The following is a 24673-nucleotide window of genomic DNA, read 5'->3' as shown; positions in this document are numbered from 1 at the left end:
ATTAGCAAGGCTTTGGTCACTATATGATACCACTCAGTAACAAAAAACTGAATTTTCTGAGTAATTGCAAGGGGCTGTTGCAAAAATAGAGGAATAATCTATTGGAGCAGCAGCTCCTTTTTTCATGCTCAAAACAGAAAAGGGGATGCCGTAAAATGAATTTTTACTATAATATGTAGCGCAAAGTGCGGTGCTCTTTGTTATAAATTGCAGATAATTTTATCCGATGCGGACATACTAATGAGGAGGGAACATAAAACCGGGATAAGAAGAAGCTTTCGATGCGCAAAATCACACGTGAGATTGGAGATAAAAATGAAAGCGATTGTCTATGAAGGAATGAATAACGTTAAGGTTGAGCAGGTGTGCGATCCAAAGCTGGAAAAGCACGACGACATTATTGTAAAGGTCACTTCTACAGCCATTTGCGGATCGGATCTGCATCTGGTTCACGGATTTGTCCCCAATCTAAGAAAAGGAATACCCCTTGGCCATGAAGCTATGGGAATTGTAATGGAAGCCGGAAAGGATGTCACAAGGGTAAAGCCCGGTGACCGGGCCATTATCCCCTTTCCTGTTGCATGCGGCCACTGCTCGTATTGCGACAGCGGGCTATTCAGTCAATGCGATAATTCCAATGAGCACGGCGAAGTCGGCGGCCTGTTCGGATATGGGGATGATTTTGGCGGATATGCAGGCGGGCAAGCGGAATACCTGCGTGTTCCCTATGCAAATGTTGGGCCGGTCCGAGTGCCGGAGGATCTTACGGATGAACAGGCGCTCTTTCTCACCGATATACTGCCAACTTCTTATTGGGGAGCTTCCATCAGCCAAATAAAGCCCGGTGATACCGTTATCGTGTTAGGCTGCGGCCCCGTGGGACTGTTAACGCAAAAATGGGCGGCATATATGGGGGCCGGCAGGATTTATGCGGTTGACTGTGTTGACTATAGATTAAAGCATGCCCAAAGGCATAACGGCGTTGAGACGGTCCATTTGGAAATGCAGGAGGACATCGGTGCATACCTCAAAGAGCTGACTCACGGGGGTGCAGATTGTGTCATTGATTGTGTGGGACTTGACGGTAAAGCCTCCGTTCTGGAGAAAATCGAATCCGCCCTCAAGCTGCAAGGCGGCTCCAAATCTGCCATAGAAATTGCATCCAAGTCGGTGAAAAAGGGTGGAAATGTAACGCTGGTGGGCGTCTATGGCGGACCATACAACCATTTTCCTCTTGGTGAGTTCTTTTGCAGAAATATTACGCTGCGAATGGGCCAGTGCCCTGCACAACAATTCGCAGAGCCAATTATGGAGCTGATCAGGACCGGAAAATTTGATGCAACAGATATCATATCGCACACGCTGCCTCTGAGCAAAGGGGAACATGCGTATTCTATTTTTGACAAGAAAATTGATAATTGTATCAAGGTGATCTTAAAGCCTTAGATGAAAGGAGTAGATTTTATGAAATCACAGCCACACAACACTTTTCCGCCTCAACATCAAAACCGTCAACCTGGCCGGGAGGCGGAGATGGACCCTCTTCCCCAATACGATAATCCGGCATACAAGGCATCGGGCAAGCTGTCTGGAAAGAAAGCTCTGATTACAGGCGGCGACAGCGGGATTGGCCGTGCCGTTGCCGTAGCTTATGCCAAAGAAGGGGCCGATGTGGCAATCATCCATCTCTGCGAAAACAGTGACGCACGGGAGACCATTCATGCAGTTGAAAGTTTTGGAAGAAAGTGTATTGCAATTCAGGCCGACCTCCGCGTGGAAGAAAACGCTGTCCAATCAGTGGAGCAAGTAATCGAACAGCTTGGGGGGCTGGATATCCTGATCAACAATGCTGCGGTACAGTACCCGCAAAACAGCATATTGGACATCACAAAGGAGCAGCTTGTCACTACATTTGAAAGTAACTTTTTCTCCTGTTTCTATATGACAAAAGCGGCATTGGCGCATTTATCCTGCGGCTCTGCTATTATTAATACTGCATCCATTACAGCCTTTGAGGGAAAACCTACTTTGATCGATTACTCCTCCACAAAAGGAGCAATCGTTTCATTTACACGTTCCATGGCTCTGTCCCTTATGCAAATGGGAGTCCGCGTCAATGCTGTTGCACCCGGCCCTGTCTGGACACCGTTGATCGTTTCCAGTTTCTCTCCGGAGGAGGTTCAGACTTTCGGTTCTACCAGCCCTATGCAAAGGGCAGCACAGCCGTGCGAGCTGGCACCTGTCTATGTCTTTTTGGCTTGTGAGGACTCCTCCAATATATCCGGACAGGTTTTCCATGTGAACAGCGGAACCATTATTAATTAATTGAATGCAATAGCACATCCCCCTCTGAGCAAATGCCGTCTGCAATTGGCTCAAGCATTGGAGAGGATGGATAAAAAATATGTCTTCATGAGATTAGGTATAACTGAATAATTTAATTAGAAAGAGTATGTGATTCCGGAAGGAGTGGTATACTCTTTCTGCTTGATTGACATTAATAATTTATAATGATATCCTTTATAGCAGAAGAGAATGGGAGATGGCAATTACTTATAAATTAGGCATTCCTGAGGTATGGATTGCAATGATGATTGACTGGCTGTCCCGGTCCGTTTCTTTGTGATCCGGTTCCTATAAGGGGAGTATTGAAGCATGTTAATAATATTAGAATGAAAGTCAGTGTACAGAATGGTTGTCATAAATTGGGTAAAAAATATTTATAATATGACGTGCTGTTGTCAGATTATTTTTGTATAATAGAAGAAAAACAGCACGGAGGGATTGTCTATGCAACCGAATATGATTTATAGGGACAGGCTTTATATCAAGGGGATTACAGGCAGCGGAGCTAATACCGGTAAGGTTTGGGATGATTTTGAAAAACAATACGAGAACAACCCGTTTGAGAAGCAGGATAATAATGGCTATGAGCTTCGCTTTTATGACGGAGAGGAGAAAACGGTTGGGGAGCAAGACCTCCACGTGGGTTTTTGTGCCGGCAATAGTGAGGCTTCCGGGTTTTCAACCCTTGAGCTTCCCGCAACGGAATATGCCGTATTTGATGTGCTGGTGGCAAAAGGCTATGACAGCGAAAATGCAGCGATGGATCAATGGCTTGTGGACAATGCAAGCCAGTACGGACAGCGGGAACTGGATGGGAAGAAATTTGTGATAGAATGCTACAATGATAAATTTAAGGGCGGTGACAAGCCCGATTCTATGGTTGAAATCTGGATCCCGGTCTATAGAATCTGCCAGTCCTGCTCCATGCCCATGACCCAGACAGGGGACTTCGGTACGGAGGAAGACAAAAGTCAAAGTACCGATTATTGCTGCCACTGTTATGGCAATGGTTCCTTTTTTAAGGAGGAGACAATGGACGAGATGATTGAAAGCTGCATTCCCTTTTGTGCTGATTATTATGGGAGCGCTGAAAATGCCAGACAAGTAATGCAGAAGACCTTTCCAAGGTTAAAAAGGTGGTCAAACAAAATAGGGTAAAATAAGGTATGATAAACCCCGAGTCTAAAAAATGGGTAGTGTAATAAAAAAGCAGGAGGGAAAGCAAATGATTGAATTACCTGAAACCTATGTATTGGCTGACCAGATTAACCGGAGTCTTGTTGGCAGAAGGATTATGAATGTAAGGGCTAACGCTTCTCCCCATGCGTTTGCCTGGTTTTCCGGTGACCCGGAGGAATATCATGCAAAACTGGCCGGAAAGAAAATCACGGCTGCCAATCCCGGCACCGGGTATACCTGCGGCGGCAATACAGAGATTATCTGCGAAAATATGCTGCTGGTAATATCCACACCTATTAAGTATCATGAACCTGGTGAAAAGCTGCCTGTAAAACATCAATTACTGATAGAATTTGAAGATCTTTCCCACCTCTCCTGCACAGTACAGATGTGGGGTGCGATGCTCTGCTACGGAACAGATGAAAACGGTCTGCCTGACGGATATAAGGTCAACCAATGCCCTACGCCCCTGGAAGATGAATTTGACGAAGCATATTTTGACGATCTGCTTAAGAAGTCGAAGCAGAATCTTTCAGCAAAAGCATTTTTAGCCACGGAACAGCGCATCCCCGGCCTTGGAAACGGCGTTTTACAAGATATTTTATTTAATGCAGGAATTAACCCGAAGACTAAGCTGGAAAAATTGTCTGACAGCAAGCTTGCCGGCATGTATGCTTCCGTTAAATCCACTCTGCTTGATATGACCGTGAACGGCGGGCGGGATACCGAGAAGGATTTGTTCGGGCACAGCGGCGGATATAAGACCCGCCTTTCCGCTAAAACCATCCAATATCCTTGCACGGTTTGCGGTGACAATCTCGTACGTGAAGCATATCTCGGGGGAAATATTTACTACTGTCCGACCTGCCAGCAGTGGGAGAAGTGATCTGAATAAGGAGGGCATAATGTTTTTAACAACCTATTTGATCGTAAAAGATATGACGGCTTCCGTTGCTTTCTATAAAACATTTTTGGGAGTGGAACCTTCCGGCGGCTGCCCGGAGCGATTTGCGGTTTTTGATATCGGAAATACAAGTATCGCATTATATAATCCGGGCTATGATGAGGTGTTGATTGAAAGCGGACAGGACTTGTCCGGGCATTTTAATACGGCGTATCTTGAGGATAAAAAGAGACCGGTCAATTACGGCAACCATGTGATTTTGAATATCGGCGTGGGGGATCTGGCGGCGGAATACAACAGAGTGAAGAGGCTGAACATAGGTGCCGTATCAGAAATTATGTATGTTAATATTGCAATGCCGTATTACTTCTTTAATCTCTATGATCCGGACGGAACCTGTATCGAAATAACAGGCAGATACCAGCCTTGACAGTGTAATTCCAAAAGGTCTGTAAACCCTTTTCTTTGGTTTATAGGCCTTTTTCGTGGCATTTTCTTCCTCATAAGAAATAATTGATAGAAGTTGCAAGATGACGGCTTGTTTGTTAAAATAGAATGGTAAATATGATTGGGAGTGAGGACCTGCTTGGGATATGGACGAAAATAAATCAAATGGAAAGAATAATAACAGCAGTGGCTGTTCCGATAGAAGAAAACGAGTTAATCAAATTAAAACCATAATTATAGTTATTGCTGTTATCCTATTAATTCTGCCGACTCTTTGCTGCATTATATTGGGCGTTCAGGTGAATCGCCTGCAAAGGCAGGTGGACGATTTATTAAGCATGCATGGACAGTATGGTTCCTCCTCTGGAAATCTGGCCTATGCGGCCGACAAGGAGCAGGAAGGGACGGTGTCCGGAGGCATTGTGCGGCATCCGGATATTCATACCGGGGAGAAGGATACGGCAGCCGAAGGGTCTCCCTCATACATACCGCGGCAGGAAGAGCAGGCCCAGGTCGACTCTGGCACAGATACAAAGACTGACCCGGAAGAAGTGACTCCTATCCCGACAGACCGGCCGGAGAATACGGAAGCATCTAATTCTTTGGATTCCCCGGGAGAGACAGATCACGGGGGAGCTTCGGAAGAAGCGGGGGAACAGGCTGCACCGTCAGAAAAGCCAGGGACAACGGAAACACAGGAGAAGAAAGGGAAATATGCAAACAAGAAGGTGTATCTGACCTTTGATGACGGCCCCAGCATCTATACGGATGAGATTCTGGACATATTGGAGGAATACGGGGTAAAGGCTACCTTCTTTGTGGTGGGCATGGAGGATAAGAAATCCAAAGAACTCTACTGCAGGATTGTGGAAGAAGGGCACACCCTGGGAATGCATTCTTATTCCCATAAATACTCAAAAATATATAATTCTGTAGAAGATTTTGATAAGGACTTTACAAAACTATGGAAATTGTTATATGATACTACTGGATACAAGCCTACTATTTACCGTTTCCCCGGGGGAAGCAATAATATGGTGAATAAGCATGGCATGAATGATTTTATCCGGTACCTGAATAAAGCCGGGATTGTATATTTTGATTGGAACGCGTTGAACGGGGATGCCACCAAGGTGGATTATAGCGAGGAAGAACTGATTAACAATGTTCTAAGAGACGTAAATATTAAGAAAAATGTCATTGTATTGATGCATGATATCCAAACCAGGCCTAAGACGGTGAAATCACTGCCGAAGCTGTTGGATATTCTGATATCGGAAGAAGCGCAGCTTCTTCCATTGGATGAGACGGTTCCGCCGATTCAAATGATTAAAGCCGATACAGTCAAGTAAAGCCAAGAACAGGGAGGTATGGAGCAAATGGGTTTTTTTAAAGATTTAAGGGAAGACGTATCACAGGCAATGAGTGAACTGATCACGGAGGAGGTCAAGGAGAAAGCGGCCGATGAGAAGAACTCCGATGAGGAAGAAGAGAAAGAGCAGCTGGTGAACACATTGGATTTTGATGAGATTGCTTCGGATGACACCTCGGACAGCGAAAAGATGAAGGAATGGCTGGAAGAGTTGGATCAGAAGGAAGCGGGACAGCCGGATGCGGAGGATATATGGTCCCTGGAAACAGATCAGGAGATAATGGATGTAGCGGAAATCAATATAGAAGATACGGATGAAGCAAAAGAAATATATCAAACAGAGGAAGATGAGGAGAACACTATGGTTGAGAATGACAATGTAGATCTTGAGCTGCTGGCAGCACTGAATGAAGAAGAGCAGATAAACGAGACAGAGACAGAGGAGAAGGCGGAAGTAAAGCCGCGCGCTGCTTCTGCCGCAAGTGAGGATGACGTTACGGTAATAACCAAGGGTACGACCATTAACGGCAGTATTTCCTCCGACGGCTCCCTGGAGGTCTGCGGAACCATCGTGGGAGATGTGGAATGTCTGGGCAAGTTATCCATTACCGGTAAGGTGAAGGGGAATTCCTCGGCGGCAGAGGTATATGTAAATACAGAGCGCCTGGAGGGCGGAATTGTCAGTGAGGGCAGCGTTAAGATAGGACTTGGCACTGTTGTCATTGGCGATATTGCAGCTACTTCCGGTGTCATTGCCGGAGCGGTGAAGGGTGAAGTGGATATTAACGGGCCCATTGTGATCGATTCTACCGCCATCATCAAGGGGAACATTAAGGGAAAATCCATACAGATCAATAACGGCGCCATAATCGAAGGTTTCTGCTCTCTCAGCTATTCTTCCGTGGATGTGGATAATATCTTTGAATAATAGAATGGAGGACGGTAATGGAAGGATATAATAGGGTACTGCTTAAATTGAGCGGTGAGGCTCTGGCGGGAGACAGAGGCACAGGCTTTTGCGAGGAGACCTGTATGGGTGTTGCCAGACAGGTGAAGCAGCTGGTTGAGGATGGAATTCAAGTCAGTATTGTAATTGGCGGAGGTAACTTCTGGAGGGGAAGAACCAGCAAGACCATCGACCGCACCAAGGCGGATCAGATCGGTATGCTGGCTACCGTCATGAACTGTATCTATGTATCCGAGATATTCCGCTATGCGGGGATGAAGACGAAGGTATATACTCCCTTTGCCTGCGGAAGCATGACGGAGCTCTTTTCAAAGGATGGGGTCACCGGATATATGGAGCAGGGCGGAGTGGCATTCCTCGCAGGAGGTACGGGACACCCCTATTTCTCCACGGATACGGCTACCGTGCTTCGGGCCGTGGAGCTGGACTGTGACATCATATTGATGGCCCGAGCGGTGGACGGGGTATACGACAGCGATCCGAAGAAGAATCCCAATGCGGTCAAATATTCGGAGATTTCATTGCAGGAGGTTCTGGATAAGAAGCTGGGGATCGTGGATATGGCGGCAACGGTGCTGTGCATAGAGAATAAGATGCCGATCCTGCTATTTGCCCTATCCGAAGAGGGGAGTATCGTGAAGGCGGCAGCCGGATCATCCGGCGGAACCAAAATTACGGTATAGGAATAAGCCATAGCGAAAAGGAATTATAATTGGAAATAATTAATATTTAGAAATATATGGAGGGATTAAAATGGAGGCAAAGCTAGAGCAATTCAGTTCAAAGATGGAGAAGACGGTGAATACCCTGAAGGAAGAGTATTCTACCATACGTGCAGGAAGAGCCAATCCTCATCTGTTAGATAAACTCAGAGTGGATTACTATGGACAGCCGTCCGCTCTTCAGTCTGTGGCGAATATCTCTGTTCCGGAGGCGAGAATCATCCAGATTCAGCCTTGGGAGAGCAAATTGATCAAGGAAATTGAAAAAGCAATCCTTGCTTCTGATCTGGGGCTGACACCTAGCAATGACGGTAAAGTAATACGCCTTGTATTTCCTGAGCTTACGGAGGAAAGAAGAAAGGATCTGGTTAAGGACATCAAGAAAAAGGCCGAGACAGCCAGGGTTGCGATCAGAAACATCAGGCGGGATGCCAACGAGGCTTTCAAGAAGCAGAGCAAGGCCAGTGAGATTTCAGAGGATGAGTTCAAGAGTCTGGAGGACAGCGTGCAGAAGCTTACCGACCATTATATTGCTGAAGTCGATAAAGTGATGGATGACAAGTCGAAGGAAATTCTTACGGTATAGCGATCAATTTTAGTATTTTGGGGTGTTTCAAAAGGCTTATTTTTTGAAGCCCCCTTTTTTCGCTTGGATTCATGCAATAAGGAGAACAGGATGCAGGAAAAGGAATTAATCGTACCAAGGCATGTGGCAATCATCATGGACGGTAACGGCCGTTGGGCCAGGAAGAAGAGAATGCCGCGCAATTACGGGCATACCCAGGGCAGCAAAAATGTGGAAAGAATATGCGAGGACGCATATAAGATGGGAATTAAATATCTTACCGTCTATGCATTTTCCACAGAAAACTGGCGCCGGCCCAAAGAGGAGACGGATGCGTTGATGAAGTTGCTCCAGAGTTATCTGGAGACCAGCATTAAGACCAGTGCCAAGAACAATATGAGGGTCCGGATTATAGGAGATACCACTGGGTTATCCCCTGAGATTCGCAAAAGCATATCCGAGCTGGAGGAGGCCTCCAGGGAGAATACAGGTCTGAACTTTCAGGTTGCTATTAATTACGGCGGGCGGGATGAGCTGCTTCGCGCGGCAAAGGCTCTGGCTGTGGACCTTGCGGAAGGCAGGAAAAAACCGGATCAGATTGACGAAGCTGCTTTTGAACAGTATCTGGATACCGGAGGCATCCCGGATCCGGATCTGCTGATCCGGACCAGCGGAGAGCAGAGGCTGTCCAATTTTCTTCTGTGGCAGCTGGCGTATACGGAGATTTACTTTCCGGAAGTGCTATGGCCGGATTTTGATAAAAAGGAATTACAGAAGGCAGTAGAGTATTATAGCAGCAGAACCAGAAAATTCGGTGCGTTGTAGTGTGTTGACGGGCGTACCTTTCGGAGGAGATTATGTTTAGGACAAGATTAATCAGCGGAGTTATCTTATTGGCGATCGCGGTTACCGTAGTAGTTCTGGGAGGCAATGTATTATTTGCGGTTATATTGGCCATATCCATTATTGGTTTAAATGAATTATATAAAATTGTCCGGGTGGACAAAGCTCTTCCGGGTATCATAGGATATCTGGGGATAATCGCCTACTATGGATTACTTTATTTTAATTTATCCGAGTATCAGCTGATGCTGTTTATCTTTTTTCTGATTCTGCTGATGTTTGCGTATGTGTTCGGCTTTCCGAAGTATTCTACGGAGCAGATTACCGTTGCTTTCTTCGGCCTTTTCTATGTGGGTATTATGCTGAGTTACATATATCAGGTTCGTATGCTGGAGGATGGGGCCTGGATTGTATGGCTGAGCTTTATCGGTGCCTGGGGTTCCGACACCTGCGCTTATGTTGTAGGCATACTGATCGGAAAGCATAAAATTGCTCCTGAGCTCAGTCCGAAGAAATCCCTGGAGGGCTGTATCGGCGGGGTGATCGGAGCCGCACTGATCGGTTTTCTGTATGCCACGGCCATACGGAGTCAAATCACGGGTATTATGAATCCGCAGTTAGTCTTTGCCTTGATCGGGGCGGCTTCCAGTGTCATCTCCCAGATCGGTGATCTGGCTGCTTCCGCCATCAAGAGAAATCATAATATCAAGGATTATGGAACACTGATTCCCGGGCATGGAGGAATTTTAGACCGGTTTGACAGTATTATATTTACGGCGCCGATTGTATATTATCTGGCGGTAATGTTAAAATAAAAGAGATGCACTAATCTGCGGATGCTATTCGGTATCCGCGGAATGGAGGTTGCGGATGAAGAAGATCGGTATTCTTGGGTCAACCGGTTCCATAGGAACCCAGACACTGGATATTGTACGGGAAAATGTGGATTTGAAAATTACCGCTCTGGCGGTTCATGGGAATATAGAGTTGTTGGAAAGACAGGTGCGTGAATTCCTGCCGGAGATCGTCTGCGTATACCGGGAGGATAAGGCCGCGCAGTTCAAGGCAATGGTTCGGGACCTCGATGTCAGGGTTGTCACCGGAATGGAGGGACTGATAGAATGCGCCGCCGGCACGGATGCGGACACCATTGTGACGGCTCTGGTGGGGATGATCGGTATCCAGCCCACCATTGAAGCAATCAAAACCGGGAAAAATATTGCATTGGCCAATAAGGAGACGCTGGTAACCGCCGGACATATCATTATGCCGTTGGTAAAAGAGAAAAAAGTTGCCCTGCTTCCGGTGGACAGCGAACACTCTGCAATATTTCAGGCTTTAAATGGAGAAGATAAGAAAGAGGCATACAAAATACTGCTGACCGCCTCCGGCGGTCCTTTCCGCGGAAAAAAGCGGGAGGAGCTTAAGAATATAAAGCCCCGGGACGCCTTAAAGCACCCCAACTGGACTATGGGACAGAAAATCACCATTGATTCTGCCACCATGGTGAATAAGGGTCTGGAGGTTTTGGAGGCGGCGTGGCTGTTTGATATGGGGCTGGATTCTATCCAGGTAGTGGTGCACCCCCAGAGCGTCATCCATTCCATGGTGGAGTACCGGGACGGAAGCGTAATAGCACAGCTTGGGGTGCCGGATATGAAGCTTCCCATCCGCTATGCTTTATTTTATCCTCATAGAAAACAGGTGCCTTATACGGAGGAAAAGCTGGATTTTTACCGGCTGAGCCAGCTTACCTTTGAGAAACCGGATATGGAGACCTTCTTTGGCCTGAGGCTGGCTTATGAAGCAGGCCGGATGGGCGGAAGCATGCCCACGGTATATAACGCGGCCAATGAATGGGCGGTGGCGCAGTTTCTCGGAGGAGGGATTGAATTCCTTATGATTCCGGCCTTAATTGAGCAGGCCATGAAGAATCATCCATTGATTCCAAACCCCTCCTTAAAAGAAATTCTGAACACGGAGCAAGAGACATATGATTTTGTAAGGAGCTTTACCAAAGCCGGTGTAAGAAAGGATTGATATTGTTATGAATATAATTGTTGCATTACTGATACTGAGTATAATTGTAATTATCCATGAGCTGGGCCATTTTCTGCTGGCCAGGAGTCATGGGGTTACGGTGACGGAATTCTCCGTGGGCATGGGGCCCAGAATCGCCAGCTTTGTGCGCAAAGGAACCAGATATTCTCTGAAGCTGCTGCCCATCGGGGGATCCTGTATGATGCTGGGCGAGGATGAGAATATCGAGGATGAAGGCGCCTTTAATAAAAAAGGGCCGTGGGCGAGATTCTCAATTCTCTTTGCAGGGGCTTTTTTTAATTTTATCCTGGCCTTTATCCTGGCGGTGGTTGTATTGGGGGATGTGGGGGTAGATAAGCCCTATATCACCAGACTGAGTGAGAACGGCCCGGCGATGGCGGCCGGTTTGAAGGAAGGGGATCTGATTACAAAAATTAATGGCTCCGGAATTCATTTTGCCAGGGATATCAAGTATTCTTTTTATTTCAATCATCTGTCGGAGAAGCCCATCGAGGTAAAGGTGCTGCGGGAGGGTGAAAAGCATACCCTTTCGGTAGTTCCCGTATGGCGTGATATCTATCAAATCGGTTTCAACTATACGCCTGGCAATTCCGCTGCCGTAGCAGAGGTAATCGTGGCGGGATATCCTTTGGAGAAAGCCGGTATGAAGGTAGGAGATGCCATTGTAGCAATGAATGGGGTTAAAATAAGCACATCCCAGGAGCTGGCAGATTATCTCGCAGGCAATCCGCTGGGTGCGGAGCCTGTTACCTTAACCTATGCGAGAAACGGACAGGAGACGGAGATTACCGTGACGCCCATATTAGTCCAAAGCGGTTTTGATCTGGGCTGGAGCTATAACGAGTACGGGAAAAAGGTGAATGCCCTGGAGGTAGTCAAATACGGCTTTTTCGAGCTGAAAAGCAATGTGGTGAACACGGTTAAAAGCATTGTCTCCCTCATCATAGGGAAGGTCAGTGTAAAGGAGGTAGCCGGTCCCGTTGGAATAGTCAACGTAGTGGGCGATATTGTATCAGAATCCAAAGCATACGGACTTCGAACCACCCTGCTTTCCCTGGCCCAATTCGCCATATTGCTGAGTGCAAATCTGGGGGTTATGAATCTGCTGCCGATTCCGGCACTGGATGGGGGCAGAATTGTATTTATTATTATCGAGGCGATCCGCAGAAAGCCCGTTCCCAGAGAGAAGGAGGCCATCGTTCATCTGGTGGGAATGGCTCTGCTGATGCTTCTGATGGTGCTTGTGGCATTTAATGATATTCGTAATATATTCCAGTAACAAGAGGTAATAAACGTAACCGTTCAGAGGGGGCCAGGCGGAGACCATAATACCCCCTCGGAACGGTTACAAATTAAATAGGCGGGAAGCAGGAAAGACATGGAGGTTAGTATGTATCGTGATAATACAAAAGTAATTCGGATCGGCGACAGAGTAATTGGCGGCGGGAATCCGATTTTAATCCAGTCGATGACGAACACACCGACGGAGGATGTAAAGGCAACGGTAGCGCAGATACAGCGCCTGACCGAGGCAGGCTGCGAGATAATCCGGTGTACAGTTCCCAATCAGGAAGCTGCCGCCGCCTTTCGTGAGATTAAAAAGCAGATCACCATACCGTTGGTAGCCGATATTCATTTTGATTATCGTCTGGCCATTGCGGCAATGGAGAACGGTGCGGATAAGATACGGATCAATCCGGGGAACATCGGGAACGAAGAGAAGCTGCGGGCAGTGGTTTCCGCAGCAAAGGAGCGGGGGATTCCAATCCGTGTCGGTGTGAACAGCGGCTCCCTGGAGAAGGATATCGTGGCCAAATACGGGAGAGTCACCGCCCAGGGGTTGGTGGAAAGTGCTCTGGACAAGGTGAAGCGCATCGAGGATATGGATTATGACCAAATGGTAATCAGTATTAAATCCTCTGATGTTATGATGTGTGTCCATGCCCATGAGCTCATTGCTCCGCTGACCAATTATCCTCTCCACGTGGGAATAACCGAGGCGGGTACCGTCAACGCGGGGAATATCAAGTCGGCTCTGGGTCTTGGAATGATTCTGTACCAGGGGATAGGGGATACCATCCGGGTGTCTCTGACCGGAGATCCGGTAGAAGAGATTCGTTCCGCCAAGTTGATCTTAAAGACCCTGGGTTACCGCAAAGGCGGAGTGGAAGTGGTATCCTGCCCCACCTGCGGCAGAACACGGATTAATCTCATCGAGCTGGCAACCAAGGTGGAAGAAATGGTTGCGGATATGGATTTGGATATTAAGGTTGCGGTTATGGGATGTGCGGTGAACGGTCCGGGAGAGGCCAGGGAAGCGGATATCGGCATTGCCGGGGGGAACGGCGAAGGACTTATTATCAAAAAAGGCGAGATTCTCCGAAAGGTTCCGGAAGACCGGCTGTTGGAGGAGCTGCGCCAGGAGCTGTCTCATTTTGAAAAGGAATAGGAGACACTTTTGAGGAATGGAGAATGTACCATGTTATTTTTTGAAGCATTTGAGAAGGTATCTGCAGATCAGGAACTGCAGAAGCTTTACAGCGAGGTGGATGTAGTTAAGGTGGTTGCTTCGAGGCGGACAAAGGATGTGTTCATCTGTATCCGGAGCAGCCGCCTGATCAGCAGACTCCATATAAGAAGAATGGAAGAACTGCTGAACCGGCAGCTCTTTTTACATACCGGGAACCGGGCGGTAATCAAGCCGCAGTTCGAGCTTTCCGCACAATACACTCTGCCGAATCTGTATCCCATCTACCGGGACAGCATTCTGGAGGAATTGAAGGAGAGCAGCATTGTGAGCTATCACATCTTCTCCATGGCAGAGGTAACCATTGAGGATGCACAGCCGGCAATGCATGGAAAGATTACCGTTCAAGTTACGGACAGCTGTGTTGTCAAAGAAAAGATGATGAAGCTCAAGGACTACCTGGAGACTCTGTTTCAGGAGCGTTTTAATTATACGGTACAGGTGCTTGTTGAATATAGGGAGCCGGAGGATACCCAGCAGGGGGATGACCTGGAATATAAGAGGAATATGCTGCGCAGAGCGGAGAGAGAGGCAATAGAGGAAGGCTATGTCCCGGACAGCCAGGAGCAGCCGGAAGTGTTTATGAGTACGGGGAGCCGTCCCGGAGATATTCTGGAGATGGCAGGTTCAGGACATGCCCCTGCTGCAAAATCCGGTTCTTCTGCTTTGGCAGCCGCCCCGGAGAAGGCGCAGCCTCCCAAGGCGGAACAGCCTGCGAAGCCGGCAGCGTCCAAATCCTTCGGCAAAAGCGCCTATGAGAAGGGAAAGGGAAGCTACCGCAAGCTGCCCCAGGACCCGTCCGTTGTTTACGGCAGGAATTTTGAAGGCAGTCCGATTTCCATCTGTGATATCATTGACGAGATTGGAGAGGTAGTCATCCGGGGTAAGCTCATTAAGCCGGATACACGCACCATAGGGAATGAGAAGAGCATCATCACCTTTGTCATAACTGATTTTACGGACTCCATCAAGGTCAAGCTTTACGCTAAAACCATCGAAGTGGAAGAAATTATGGCGATGCTGAAGCCCGGCGGATATTTTATGCTGAAGGGAATTGCCCAAATGGATACCTATGAGAGGGACATTACCATCGGCTCCGTAGTGGGCATCCGTTCCGCCAGTGAGGTGAGCGCCTCCGCCAGGAAGGATGAGGCTCCGGTTAAGCGTGTGGAGCTCCATGCCCATACCATGATGAGTGATATGGACTCCGTGGTGGATGTAAAGAAGATGGTAAAGAGAGCCTTTCAGTGGGGACACTCGGCGATTGCCGTCACTGACCACGGGGTGGTGCAGGCCTTTCCCGATGCCAGCCATGCCTTGAATCCAAAGGATTACTCCGACGAGGAGGAACAGAAGCGTGCCAAGAACTTCAAGGTGATCTATGGCATGGAAGCCTATCTGGTGGACGATCTGAAGGAAGTGGTGGTAAATGCCAGGGGGCAGAGTCTGGATGATGCCTTTGTGGTGTTTGATATCGAGACCACTGGCTTTAGCCAGAATAATGACAGGATCATTGAAATCGGCGCGGTTAAGGTCATCGGAGGCGAGATCACGGAGCGATACAGCACCTTTGTGAATCCTGAGGTGCCGATTCCCTATGAGATAGAGCAGCTTACCTCCATTAATGATAATATGGTGATGGATGCGCCCACCATTGAGAAGGTGCTGCCGGAATTTCTTGCCTTTTGCGAGGGCTGCAGCCTGGTGGCACACAATGCCTCCTTTGATGTGGGCTTTATTGATAAGAATGCGGCAAGGCAGGGAATTACAACGGATTTTACGGTAATTGATACGGTGGGCCTGGCTCGAATCCTCCTGCCGGAGTTAAGCAGGTATAAGCTGAATACGGTTGCAAAGGCTCTGAGTGTTTCCTTGGAGAACCATCACAGGGCGGTGGATGATGCCGGTGCCACGGCACAGATTTTTGAAAAGTTTGTGGTGATGCTGAAGGAGAGGGAGATACATACGGTGAATGAGATTGATCAGCTGGGCAGAATGTCGGCTGAGGCAATCCGAAAGCTCCCTGCCTATCATGCCATCCTTCTGGCACAGAATGATACGGGCCGGGTGAACCTGTACAAGATGGTGTCCCTGTCCCATATAGAATATTATAATAAGCGCCCGAAGATTCCGAAGAGCCTTCTGATGGAGTGCAGGGAAGGGATTATCCTGGGCTCTGCCTGTGAGGCAGGGGAGGTGTTCCGGGGCGTATTGACCAACCAGTCACATGAACAGCTGGCAAAGCTGGTAAATTTCTATGATTACCTGGAGATACAGCCCCTGTGTAATAATGAATTCCTGATCCGCAGTGACCGAAGTGATGAGAGGGATATCACCTCGAAGGAGGATCTGATGGAGCTGAACCGCAGAATTGTTGCTCTGGGAGAGGAATACAACAAGCCGGTGGTGGCTACCTGTGACGTGCATTTTCTGGATCCGGAGGATGAAATCTACCGGAGAATTATACTGGCAGGAAAGGGCTTTAAGGATGCGGATGAGCAGGCGGCCCTCTATCTGAGGACCACGGAGGAGATGCTGGAGGAATTCTCTTATCTGGGGAAGGCAAAGGCGGAAAAGGTGGTTATCACCAATACGAATCTCATTGCGGACCGGATTGAGAAGATATCCCCGGTGCGCCCGGATAAATGCCCGCCGGTACTCCCCAATTCAGAGGAGAACTTAAGAAATATCTGCTATGAGAAGGCTCATTCCATGTACGGTGACCCTCTTCCGGCTCCGGTGGAGGCCAGGCTGGAGCATGAGTTGAAATCCATCATCAATAACGGTTTTGCAGTTATGTATATCATTGCGCAGAAGCTGGTGTGGAAATCCAACGAGGATGGCTATCTGGTGGGCTCACGAGGCTCCGTAGGCTCTTCCTTTGTTGCAACCATGGCGGGCATTACCGAGGTAAATCCTCTGGCTCCTCATTATTATTGCCTGAACTGCCATTACTCTGATTTCGATTCCGAGGAGGTTAAGAAATACGGAGGCAGCTCCGGCTGTGATATGCCCGACCGGGCTTGTCCCGTCTGCGGACAGCCGCTGGAAAAGGACGGACATGATATCCCCTTTGAGACCTTCCTGGGCTTCTACGGGGATAAGGAGCCGGATATCGACCTGAACTTCTCCGGAGAATACCAGAGCAAGGCCCATGATTATACGGAGGTGCTCTTTGGCGAGGGACATACCTTCCGTGCGGGGACCATCGGTACCCTGGCGGATAAGACGGCCTTCGGCTATGTGAAGAATTATTATGAGGAACGGGGCATCCATAAGCGCAATGTGGAGATTGAGCGTATTATAGAGGGCTGTGTCGGTGTAAGAAGGACGACCGGGCAGCATCCGGGCGGCATTGTAGTACTGCCTCACGGGGAGAATATCTATTCCTTCACTCCGGTGCAGCGCCCGGCCAATGATATGACCACCAAGACCATAACGACGCATTTTGATTACCATTCCATTGACCATAACCTGCTGAAGCTGGATATTCTGGGACACGATGATCCCACCATGATCCGGATGCTGGAGGATCTGACAGGACTGGATGCCAAGAAAATCCGGCTGGATGAACCGAAGGTATTGTCGCTGTTTCGGGATACCAGCGCCCTGGGGATATCACCGAAGGACATAGACGGCTGCGAGCTGGGGTGCCTTGGAATCCCTGAGTTCGGCACGGATTTTGTTATGCAGATGGTGAAGGACACACAGCCCAAATCCTTCTCCGACCTGGTGCGGATCTCCGGCCTGTCCCATGGTACGGATGTATGGCTGAATAATGCCCAGACCCTGATTCAGAACGGAAAATGTACTCTGGCCACGGCAATCTGTACCCGTGATGATATTATGATCTATCTCATTTCCACCGGTGTGGAGCCGGGACAGGCCTTTAAGATCATGGAGAGTGTCCGTAAGGGAAAAGGCCTGACTTCGGAGATGGAGGCGGCGATGCTGGCGGCGGATGTGCCGGACTGGTATATCTGGTCCTGCAAGCAGATACAGTATATGTTCCCGAAGGCCCATGCGGCGGCATATGTTATGATGGCCTTCCGGATCGCGTATTTTAAAGTATATCATCCTCTGGCGTATTATGCGGCCTATTTCTCCATCCGGGCCTCGGCCTTTAATTATGAGCTGATGTGCCAGGGAAGGGCAGTATTGGAGCAGCATATAGCGGACTATAAGAGAAGATATAATATGCTGAGTAAAAAAGAGCAGGATACCTTTAAGGATATGAAGATTGTGCAGGAGATGTACGCGCGGGGGTTTGATTTCCTGCCCCTTGATATTTACAGGGCCAAGGCCCATGCCTTCCAGATTATCGATGGAAAGCTGATGCCCTCCCTGAGTACTATCGACGGACTTGGGGACAAGGCGGCGGATGCGGTGGTGGAAGCTGCCCAGCAGGGACCGTTCCTCTCCCGGGATGATTTTAAGATTCGCTGTAAGGTGAGCTCCACCGTAGTGGATAATATGGCGAAGATGGGGCTGATGGGAGAGCTTCCCCTTTCGAATCAGATGTCCTTAATGGATTTTCTACAGTAGAAAGCAGATTGAGGTTATAGCGGCGGCCCAGCACCGGTTCCGGTATAAGAGATAATGGCTCTAAATACAGATGGAGTGGGATTTAAAAAAATCCCACTCCAATTATTTGTATACAAAGTAAAAAAACACTTTCAAGAGTCTGAAAGTGTTTTTACTAAGTTTAGCAGCTCGTAGGGGAATCGAACCCCTGTTTCCGCCGTGAGAGGGCGGCGTCTTAACCCCTTGACCAACGAGCCTTAAGAACAATATTTATTCTATACTATGTTGAAGAAAAAAGCAAGCCCTTTTTTAATATTTTTTTTGAATTGTTCTGTCAATTAACACATTTCGTTATTATGGCCAAAGGCATGGGTGCTTTTCCATATCCTTCTTATATAAAAACACGGGTCAAATTTCACCAAAGGAGTCCTGGCATGAGTACCACAGTGAGATATATTTGTATGGAGGGATTGGATGCTTTATTGGTTTGGCCAAAACATATCACGATTCGTTGAAAATAATTAATATTTAGTTTGTATTACCTATATTCAAATGAATTATTCTATGTTAGTATGTAAGTATAAGTTGTATACAATTTAGTTTGTGGTTAATTTCATAGAAGTGGTGACACTTTCCAACGATACTAGCAAAACCAGTGAAAACTGGTGACGCAAAGCTATAGGGCCTTCGTTAAATATAACATGGCAGCCAGTTTCCGAAAGGGGAGTTTTTTATGTACCAAAATATAAAGAAGGGATTATTAAGCTTCTTGGCGGCGGTTATTTGTCTGGCCGCATTTGATAATTCTTCCGTAGCATTAGCAAAGGATGCGGAAGCAGTTGTTGATAAAAGTGGGATTGAGAATGGCATCATTGTTATTCATGGTCAGCAGGCAGCAGAACAGATAGATAAGATAGGGGTGGTAAAGGACGATATCATTTATTACTATGATTACAACGATGATATCAGAGTTCCTCTTCAATCGGGGAATGGAACTTATAAAATAGAGCTTTATTCCCATATAGAGGGCAGCAAGTATAAGCGTATTTTGTCAGACGAGGTTCAATACGACACAGATGATGGGGTTACGGTTTATCTGCAGAGCACTCAGCTGGTGAATTGGGATACCGGCATGAAGGCAGTCAAAAAGGCGGCTGAATTAACCAGGGGAAAGAAGACGGACAAAGAGAAGGCCGAGGCTGTCTATAATTATATTGTAGAAAACTACAAGTATGATAATAAGAAAGCAGAGACCGTGGTAAGCGGATATATCTCCTCTGTTGAGGATACCTTTCAGAGTAAGAAGGGAATATGCTATGATTATTCCGTGTTATTTGCATCGATGCTCAGAAGCGCAGGCGTTCCGGTGAAGGTTCTCATGGGAAGAAGCAGGGATGTCAGTGAATACCATGCGTGGAATGAAGTATATCTGGACGGCAGCTGGGTTACAGTTGATACTACACTGGATGCGGCAGTCAGTGACGAGGCCCGCGGCTCTATGGGTAAGAAAGCCGGCCGGTATACCATAGAGAAACAATATTAATAACGTTAACAGAAGACAGATCGACTTTCTCCGGAAGAGCATGGGAACATGCTCTTCTTTTATAATCATAAAATATATAAACATAAAACTATATATTTTTATAAAAAAGTATGCTATATTGTTTGAGGCGCCAAGACGCCGGACCGCCCATAGCGGAATAATCTCCGGATGGACAGTTCCAACGGAGGCAAAAAGAACAAGAAAGAGGAAAGAGGAATGAAGACCCATACTGGACCTGTTGCATTGACAGAATACATATTGAAACAAAGCGGACAAAAAGCAGATAAGAAAGCTGTTACCCTCCTCATCCAGGGAATTCTGGCGGGAATGTACATCGCCATTGGAGCCGTCGGATATCTGAAGCTGGCAGCCGGCCTGAGCGATCCGGGCCTGGGGAATTTCCTTGGGGCGGTAGTCTTCCCCATGGGAATTGTGGCAGTTTTGCTGATGCAGGCGGAGCTGTATACCAGTGACAGCATGATAATGCTGGCGGTTTATACCGGACGCATTAAGCTGGGAAAAATTATGAAAGTCCTGGTTCTGGTTTTGGTTTCCAATCTGATTGGAGGGCTTCTAACAGCCTGGATGACGGGAACGTCGGGAATCCTGGATGGTAAGACCATGGAGCTGGTGATGAGCAAGGCGGTGCATAAGGTGCATCTTCCCCTGGGAAGGATGCTGGTCAGCAGTATTTTATGTAATATTATTGTATCCACGGGAGTCTGCCTGGCCTATAGCTGCAAGGAAGAAATCAGCAAGATCATAGCACTCTGGCTGGCGATTACCGTCTTTGTCCTTACGGGAACGGAGCACGTAGTGGCAAATATGTACTATCTGTTTGCGGCATATTTTGGCGGGGCGGAGATCAGTCTGCTCCAGATACTTTACAGCTTATGCGTGTCAGCCGTGGGCAATTTCATTGGAGGCGGCATTGTGGTATCGGGAATGAACTATCTCCTTATACGCAAAGAAGCAGGAAGGGAGGAACAATAGTAACCGAAATTTCATTAAGCCGGGTTGTATAAAACGGATACATGTGGTAGAATATCGATGGTTGTTTCAAGAAGAAACATTTATCTTCAATAAGAAGGACGAAATCAAGGATGATCTATCATAATTAAATAATTAAAAAAGAGGTCATGGAGACAGCGAATCAGTGAATTTCTGTACGAAGTTCAGGATTCGTTCTTTTTTTGATAAAGCAAAGGGGGAGAAAAATAACCATGAGACATACAAAAATTACAGCTTTGCTGCTGACCGTGGTCATGGCAGGTGTCCTGCTGGCAGGCTGCCAGAATCCGGGGGACAGAGGAATATCAGGACGCAGAACCAGAAGGGAGAACAAGGAGCTCATCGCCGCAATCGGTTCGGAACCGGAGGCCGGATTTGATGCCACCACGGGAGGACACGGGTCCATTACCAGAATCCTCTTTTCCACCCTTTTCACAAGGGATAAGGAGCTGGGCTGGACCAACGACCTGGCCACGGGTTACCAGGTATCGGAGGATAAGCTCCGGTGGACCATTACACTGCGTGAGGACGCGGTATTCACCGATGGCACGCCGGTGCTGGCGGAGGATGTGGTCTACACTTACAATATGGCGAAGGAATCCGCTTCGGAGACCGACCTGACCATGATCAGCGGAATCAGAGAGCTGGATGAGCATACGGTGGAATTCAGTTTGATCAAGCCCTATTCTCCTTTCCTGGAAAGGCTGGCCTACCTGGGGATTATCCCCCGCCATGCCCATGATGAGAATTTCAAGGATCACCCGATCGGATCGGGACCCTACCGGTTTGTGCAATGGGATAAGGGACAGCAGGTTATCTTTGAAGCGAATGAAGCTTATTACGGTGATATACCAAAGATTAAGAAGCTGACCATGGTATTCCTGGAGGCGGACACCGCCTATTCCGCGGTGAAAAACGGGGAAGCGGACGTGGCACAGATAACAGGCAGCCTGGCGGATACCGCCGGGAATGCAGGGCAGATCATCGATATTCCCAGCATTGAATGCTATGGTATCTGCTTTCCCATGATACCCAATGAGGGAAATCCAGCACAGGACGGGGCGGTTATGGGGAATAATGTTACCAGCGACATAGCCATTCGGAAAGCAATGAATGCGGCAGTTGACCGGAAGAGAATGGTGGATGGGATACTGAACGGCTATGGGACTGTTTCCACCACCGGACTGGAGAAGATGCCCTGGCTTAATGAGGAGACCGTACTGGAGCCGACGGAATATGCCAACACAGAGCTGGCCGTAAGCATTCTTAAGAAAGGCGGCTGGGAGGATACCGACGGTGACGGGATCGTGGAAAAGAACGGCCTTGCCGCAGAATTTGAATTACTGTATACTGAAGGAGCCTACCGGCAGGAGCTGGCGCTGGAATGTGTCAATGTGGCAAAGCAGATTGGAATCAAAATTAATCTCAGGATGGTGACCTGGGATACCATTCTTCCTGATATTCACAGCCAGGCGGTATTGTACGGCTTTGGTTCAGGGGATCCATCCGAGCTGTATAACCTCTATTACGGAGGCATAGCAGGAGGAACGGTTGCCTGGGATAATTCCGGCTGCTATAACAATGAATATGCCAACGAATGCATTGACCTGGCGCTGAATTCCAGTGATGAGGCGGAGGCCCTTCCCCATTGGAAGGCTCTTCAGGCGACAGCCTCGGCAAGAGGGGATGCCCCCTACTGCTGGCTTGTCAATGCCAATCATGTATATCTTGCGGCAGAAGGCTTTTCCTTCGGAAATCCCGTGGTGCAGCCCCATGGGGGACGAATTTTTGATAATGTAAATGAATGGACATGGGAGTAAAGGATGAGAAGGAATAGTCTGGTTCTGTTTTTAGTCAAAAAGGCGGTAAAACTTTTGATATTGCTCCTTTCCGTAAGCATACTGACCTTTGTGCTGATGGAGTTATCCCCCATCGATCCCATCACCGCCTATGTGGGAACCAGCACCAAGGTGGGGGCGGAGCAGAGGGCGTTGATCGCGGAGCAATGGGGGCTGAATAAGCCGCCGCTCCCGCGTTTCATGGCGTGGCTGACCTCCATGATAAAAGGGGATTGGGGGAATTCCATCATATACCGCCGCCCTGTGATGGAGGTAATCGGACAGAAATTCCTTACCTCCCTCCTGCTTATGGGAGTTGCCTGGGTGCTGTCGGGGATCATCGGCTTTGTTCTCGGTGTCCTGGCGGGAATGAAGGAAGGAAAAATAATAGACAGGGTAATTCGGGCATATTGTCATATCTTAATAGCCACCCCTGCCTTTTGGATCGGAATTCTGTTTGTAATGATCTTTTCTGTGAGACTGGGGTGGTTTCCGGTAGGGCTGTCCGTACCCCTTGGGGTGGTTTCTTCAGAAGTAAGCCTGGCAGACCGGCTGTCCCACCTGGTTCTCCCCTCCCTTACTCTGGCAGTGGTGGGAATAGCCAATATCTGCATGCATACAAGGGAAAAGACAGTAGAAATTTTGACGGAGGATTTCATTATCTTCGCAAGAGCCAGAGGAGAGACGAAGAGGGAAATCGTCTTTCATCATGTCCTTAAGAATATCTCCCTGCCGGCTGTGACCCTGCAGTTTCTGTCCTTCGGAGAGCTGTTTGGAGGAGCGGTATTTGTGGAGCAGGTATTTTCCTACCCCGGACTGGGTATGGCTACGGTGCAGGCAGGATTGCGGGGAGATGTGCCTCTGCTCATGGGAATTACCATAATCAGCGTGCTGTTTATTTATACGGGCAATCTGGCGGCAGATCTGCTTTACAGAAGGATTGATCCAAGAATTAAGGAGGGGCGGAGCCTATGAGAAAGAGCAGATGTCTCCCGAAGCTTGGAATCAGGGAAAAGACCATACTCCAGATAGGGCTTCTGTCCGTTTTATTCCTGGCGGTGCTTATCATTGGAAGCCGGATCAGCGAGGACGCGCTGATGGTAGATCTGGGAAATATTTTTCAGCCGCCTTCCCGGCAGCATCCCTTCGGAACCGACTGGACCGGACGGGATATGCTGCTCCGCACTTTGAAGGGGCTTTCCCTGAGCATGACCATAGGGGTACTGTCCGCGGTGATCAGCGGTGTGATTGCGGTGGTGCTGGGGATCTTCGGTCCGCTGCTGGGCGGAAAAACGGACGCTCTTCTGGCATGGCTGATTGATCTGATGCTTTCGGTACCCCATGCCATATTGATTATACTGATCTCCATGGCCTGCGGAGGGGGAATCAGAGGAATTGTCACAGGGGTCACCCTGACTCACTGGACCTCCCTAACCAGGGTAATCAGAGCGGAGGTAATGCAGATTCGGGAGGCAGAGTATGCCAAGGTGTCAAAGCAGATGGGCAGGAGCCGGTGGTACATTGCCTGGGAGCATGTCTTTCCCCATATCATTCCCCAGCTGATTGTCGGAGTTGTTCTGATCTTTCCCCACGCCATCCTTCATGAGGCCTCCATTACCTTTCTGGGCTTCGGACTTCCGCCCCACGAGCCGGCAATCGGCGTGATTCTGTCGGAGTCCATGAAATACCTGACGGGCGGCAAATGGTGGCTGGCATTCTTTCCGGGGATATCCCTGGCGGCTGTCTCCATGCTGGTGGACCGGCTGGGAAAGAACATGGAAACCATGCTGAATCCGAAGACGGCATACCGAAGGTAATGGGAAA

The 24673-nt window shown here is 48.3% G+C and carries 21 protein-coding genes, 1 tRNA gene and 1 riboswitch; of the genes, 21 read left to right on the top strand and 1 reads right to left on the bottom strand.

Annotated features, from left to right (window positions below):
• The first annotated feature begins 315 nt into the window (after nt 1–315).
• From HNQ56_RS15510 to HNQ56_RS15435, 16 genes are all read left to right on the top strand, one after another.
• A complete protein-coding gene (locus HNQ56_RS15510) occupies nt 316–1446 on the top strand; it encodes a zinc-dependent alcohol dehydrogenase (RefSeq protein WP_429148082.1) in 1131 nt (376 codons plus the stop codon).
• Between the two features lie 18 nt (nt 1447–1464).
• A complete protein-coding gene (locus HNQ56_RS15505; RefSeq protein WP_429148080.1) occupies nt 1465–2325 on the top strand; it encodes an SDR family oxidoreductase in 861 nt (286 codons plus the stop codon).
• 166 nt (nt 2326–2491) lie between these two features.
• Complete coding sequence (locus HNQ56_RS15500; RefSeq protein WP_429148078.1) at nt 2492–2626, top strand: hypothetical protein; 135 nt, start codon at nt 2492–2494, stop codon at nt 2624–2626.
• Nucleotides 2627–2790: 164 nt separating this feature from the next.
• On the top strand, nt 2791–3504 hold the full coding sequence (locus tag HNQ56_RS15495) for a zinc ribbon domain-containing protein (RefSeq protein WP_429148077.1): 714 nt from the start codon (nt 2791–2793) through the stop codon (nt 3502–3504).
• 67 nt (nt 3505–3571) lie between these two features.
• A complete protein-coding gene (locus tag HNQ56_RS15490) occupies nt 3572–4411 on the top strand; it encodes an endonuclease VIII (protein ID WP_429148074.1) in 840 nt (279 codons plus the stop codon).
• A gap of 19 nt (nt 4412–4430) precedes the next feature.
• Nucleotides 4431–4859 (top strand): VOC family protein, encoded by a 429-nt coding sequence (locus HNQ56_RS15485; protein ID WP_429148072.1) that lies wholly within the window; start codon nt 4431–4433, stop codon nt 4857–4859.
• A gap of 163 nt (nt 4860–5022) precedes the next feature.
• Entirely contained in the window at nt 5023–6228 is a 1206-nt protein-coding gene (locus HNQ56_RS15480; RefSeq protein ID WP_429148069.1) for a polysaccharide deacetylase family protein, read from the top strand.
• Nucleotides 6229–6255: 27 nt separating this feature from the next.
• The gene (locus HNQ56_RS15475; protein WP_429148066.1) at nt 6256–7176 is read left to right on the top strand and encodes a bactofilin family protein; all 921 of its coding nucleotides are present in this window, start codon (nt 6256–6258) and stop codon (nt 7174–7176) included.
• Between the two features lie 17 nt (nt 7177–7193).
• Nucleotides 7194–7898 (top strand): UMP kinase, encoded by a 705-nt coding sequence (gene pyrH / locus HNQ56_RS15470; RefSeq protein ID WP_429148063.1) that lies wholly within the window; start codon nt 7194–7196, stop codon nt 7896–7898.
• 70 nt (nt 7899–7968) lie between these two features.
• Complete coding sequence (gene frr, locus HNQ56_RS15465) at nt 7969–8523, top strand: ribosome recycling factor (RefSeq protein WP_429148061.1); 555 nt, start codon at nt 7969–7971, stop codon at nt 8521–8523.
• A 90-nt stretch (nt 8524–8613) separates the two neighbouring features.
• Nucleotides 8614–9327: an undecaprenyl pyrophosphate synthase gene (gene uppS, locus HNQ56_RS15460; RefSeq protein WP_429148058.1), complete on the top strand. Its 714-nt coding sequence runs from the start codon at nt 8614–8616 to the stop codon at nt 9325–9327.
• A gap of 32 nt (nt 9328–9359) precedes the next feature.
• Entirely contained in the window at nt 9360–10160 is an 801-nt protein-coding gene (locus HNQ56_RS15455) for a phosphatidate cytidylyltransferase (protein ID WP_429148055.1), read from the top strand.
• A gap of 55 nt (nt 10161–10215) precedes the next feature.
• Nucleotides 10216–11385, top strand: coding sequence for a 1-deoxy-D-xylulose-5-phosphate reductoisomerase (locus HNQ56_RS15450; protein WP_429148052.1), 1170 nt, complete (start codon nt 10216–10218; stop codon nt 11383–11385).
• A gap of 7 nt (nt 11386–11392) precedes the next feature.
• Nucleotides 11393–12685 (top strand): RIP metalloprotease RseP, encoded by a 1293-nt coding sequence (rseP, locus tag HNQ56_RS15445; protein WP_429148049.1) that lies wholly within the window; start codon nt 11393–11395, stop codon nt 12683–12685.
• A 99-nt stretch (nt 12686–12784) separates the two neighbouring features.
• On the top strand, nt 12785–13855 hold the full coding sequence (gene ispG, locus HNQ56_RS15440; protein WP_429148046.1) for a flavodoxin-dependent (E)-4-hydroxy-3-methylbut-2-enyl-diphosphate synthase: 1071 nt from the start codon (nt 12785–12787) through the stop codon (nt 13853–13855).
• A gap of 30 nt (nt 13856–13885) precedes the next feature.
• Nucleotides 13886–18478 (top strand): PolC-type DNA polymerase III, encoded by a 4593-nt coding sequence (locus tag HNQ56_RS15435; protein ID WP_429148043.1) that lies wholly within the window; start codon nt 13886–13888, stop codon nt 18476–18478.
• A gap of 164 nt (nt 18479–18642) precedes the next feature.
• Here the strand turns inward: HNQ56_RS15435 and HNQ56_RS15430 are convergent.
• A tRNA-Glu gene (locus HNQ56_RS15430) sits at nt 18643–18714 on the bottom strand.
• Nucleotides 18715–19092: 378 nt separating this feature from the next.
• Nucleotides 19093–19177, top strand: a riboswitch (cyclic di-GMP riboswitch).
• Nucleotides 19178–19190: 13 nt separating this feature from the next.
• On the opposite strand from HNQ56_RS15430, the gene HNQ56_RS15425 reads away from it, so the two are divergent.
• The 5 genes from HNQ56_RS15425 (at nt 19191) to HNQ56_RS15405 (ending at nt 24666) form a co-directional block, all read left to right on the top strand.
• Entirely contained in the window at nt 19191–20000 is an 810-nt protein-coding gene (locus tag HNQ56_RS15425; RefSeq protein ID WP_429148040.1) for a transglutaminase-like domain-containing protein, read from the top strand.
• 216 nt (nt 20001–20216) lie between these two features.
• Nucleotides 20217–20993, top strand: coding sequence for a formate/nitrite transporter family protein (locus tag HNQ56_RS15420; protein ID WP_429148037.1), 777 nt, complete (start codon nt 20217–20219; stop codon nt 20991–20993).
• Between the two features lie 230 nt (nt 20994–21223).
• The gene (locus HNQ56_RS15415; RefSeq protein WP_429148034.1) at nt 21224–22831 is read left to right on the top strand and encodes an ABC transporter substrate-binding protein; all 1608 of its coding nucleotides are present in this window, start codon (nt 21224–21226) and stop codon (nt 22829–22831) included.
• 3 nt (nt 22832–22834) lie between these two features.
• Nucleotides 22835–23824, top strand: coding sequence for an ABC transporter permease (locus HNQ56_RS15410; RefSeq protein ID WP_429148031.1), 990 nt, complete (start codon nt 22835–22837; stop codon nt 23822–23824).
• Nucleotides 23821–24666: an ABC transporter permease gene (locus HNQ56_RS15405; RefSeq protein ID WP_429148028.1), complete on the top strand. Its 846-nt coding sequence runs from the start codon at nt 23821–23823 to the stop codon at nt 24664–24666. Before HNQ56_RS15410 ends, HNQ56_RS15405 begins: the two co-directional genes overlap by 4 nt.
• Nucleotides 24667–24673 lie beyond the last annotated feature (7 nt).

This window comes from Anaerotaenia torta, assembly GCF_050433395.1.
GTDB lineage: Bacteria > Bacillota > Clostridia > Lachnospirales > Lachnospiraceae > Mobilitalea > Mobilitalea torta.
This window is presented reverse-complemented; position numbering and strand designations above follow the sequence as displayed.

Coding starts and splice junctions, on each gene's coding strand:
- HNQ56_RS15475 (WP_429148066.1), top strand. CDS start 6,256: ATGGGTTTTTTTAAAGATTTAAGGGAAGACGTATCACAGGCAATGAGT.
- HNQ56_RS15455 (WP_429148055.1), top strand. CDS start 9,360: ATGTTTAGGACAAGATTAATCAGCGGAGTTATCTTATTGGCGATCGCG.
- HNQ56_RS15415 (WP_429148034.1), top strand. CDS start 21,224: ATGAGACATACAAAAATTACAGCTTTGCTGCTGACCGTGGTCATGGCA.
- HNQ56_RS15425 (WP_429148040.1), top strand. CDS start 19,191: ATGTACCAAAATATAAAGAAGGGATTATTAAGCTTCTTGGCGGCGGTT.
- uppS (WP_429148058.1), top strand. CDS start 8,614: ATGCAGGAAAAGGAATTAATCGTACCAAGGCATGTGGCAATCATCATG.
- HNQ56_RS15495 (WP_429148077.1), top strand. CDS start 2,791: ATGCAACCGAATATGATTTATAGGGACAGGCTTTATATCAAGGGGATT.
- HNQ56_RS15480 (WP_429148069.1), top strand. CDS start 5,023: ATGGACGAAAATAAATCAAATGGAAAGAATAATAACAGCAGTGGCTGT.
- HNQ56_RS15435 (WP_429148043.1), top strand. CDS start 13,886: ATGTTATTTTTTGAAGCATTTGAGAAGGTATCTGCAGATCAGGAACTG.
- ispG (WP_429148046.1), top strand. CDS start 12,785: ATGGAGGTTAGTATGTATCGTGATAATACAAAAGTAATTCGGATCGGC.
- rseP (WP_429148049.1), top strand. CDS start 11,393: ATGAATATAATTGTTGCATTACTGATACTGAGTATAATTGTAATTATC.
- HNQ56_RS15510 (WP_429148082.1), top strand. CDS start 316: ATGAAAGCGATTGTCTATGAAGGAATGAATAACGTTAAGGTTGAGCAG.
- pyrH (WP_429148063.1), top strand. CDS start 7,194: ATGGAAGGATATAATAGGGTACTGCTTAAATTGAGCGGTGAGGCTCTG.
- HNQ56_RS15485 (WP_429148072.1), top strand. CDS start 4,431: ATGTTTTTAACAACCTATTTGATCGTAAAAGATATGACGGCTTCCGTT.
- HNQ56_RS15420 (WP_429148037.1), top strand. CDS start 20,217: ATGAAGACCCATACTGGACCTGTTGCATTGACAGAATACATATTGAAA.
- frr (WP_429148061.1), top strand. CDS start 7,969: ATGGAGGCAAAGCTAGAGCAATTCAGTTCAAAGATGGAGAAGACGGTG.
- HNQ56_RS15410 (WP_429148031.1), top strand. CDS start 22,835: ATGAGAAGGAATAGTCTGGTTCTGTTTTTAGTCAAAAAGGCGGTAAAA.
- HNQ56_RS15505 (WP_429148080.1), top strand. CDS start 1,465: ATGAAATCACAGCCACACAACACTTTTCCGCCTCAACATCAAAACCGT.
- HNQ56_RS15450 (WP_429148052.1), top strand. CDS start 10,216: ATGAAGAAGATCGGTATTCTTGGGTCAACCGGTTCCATAGGAACCCAG.
- HNQ56_RS15405 (WP_429148028.1), top strand. CDS start 23,821: ATGAGAAAGAGCAGATGTCTCCCGAAGCTTGGAATCAGGGAAAAGACC.
- HNQ56_RS15490 (WP_429148074.1), top strand. CDS start 3,572: ATGATTGAATTACCTGAAACCTATGTATTGGCTGACCAGATTAACCGG.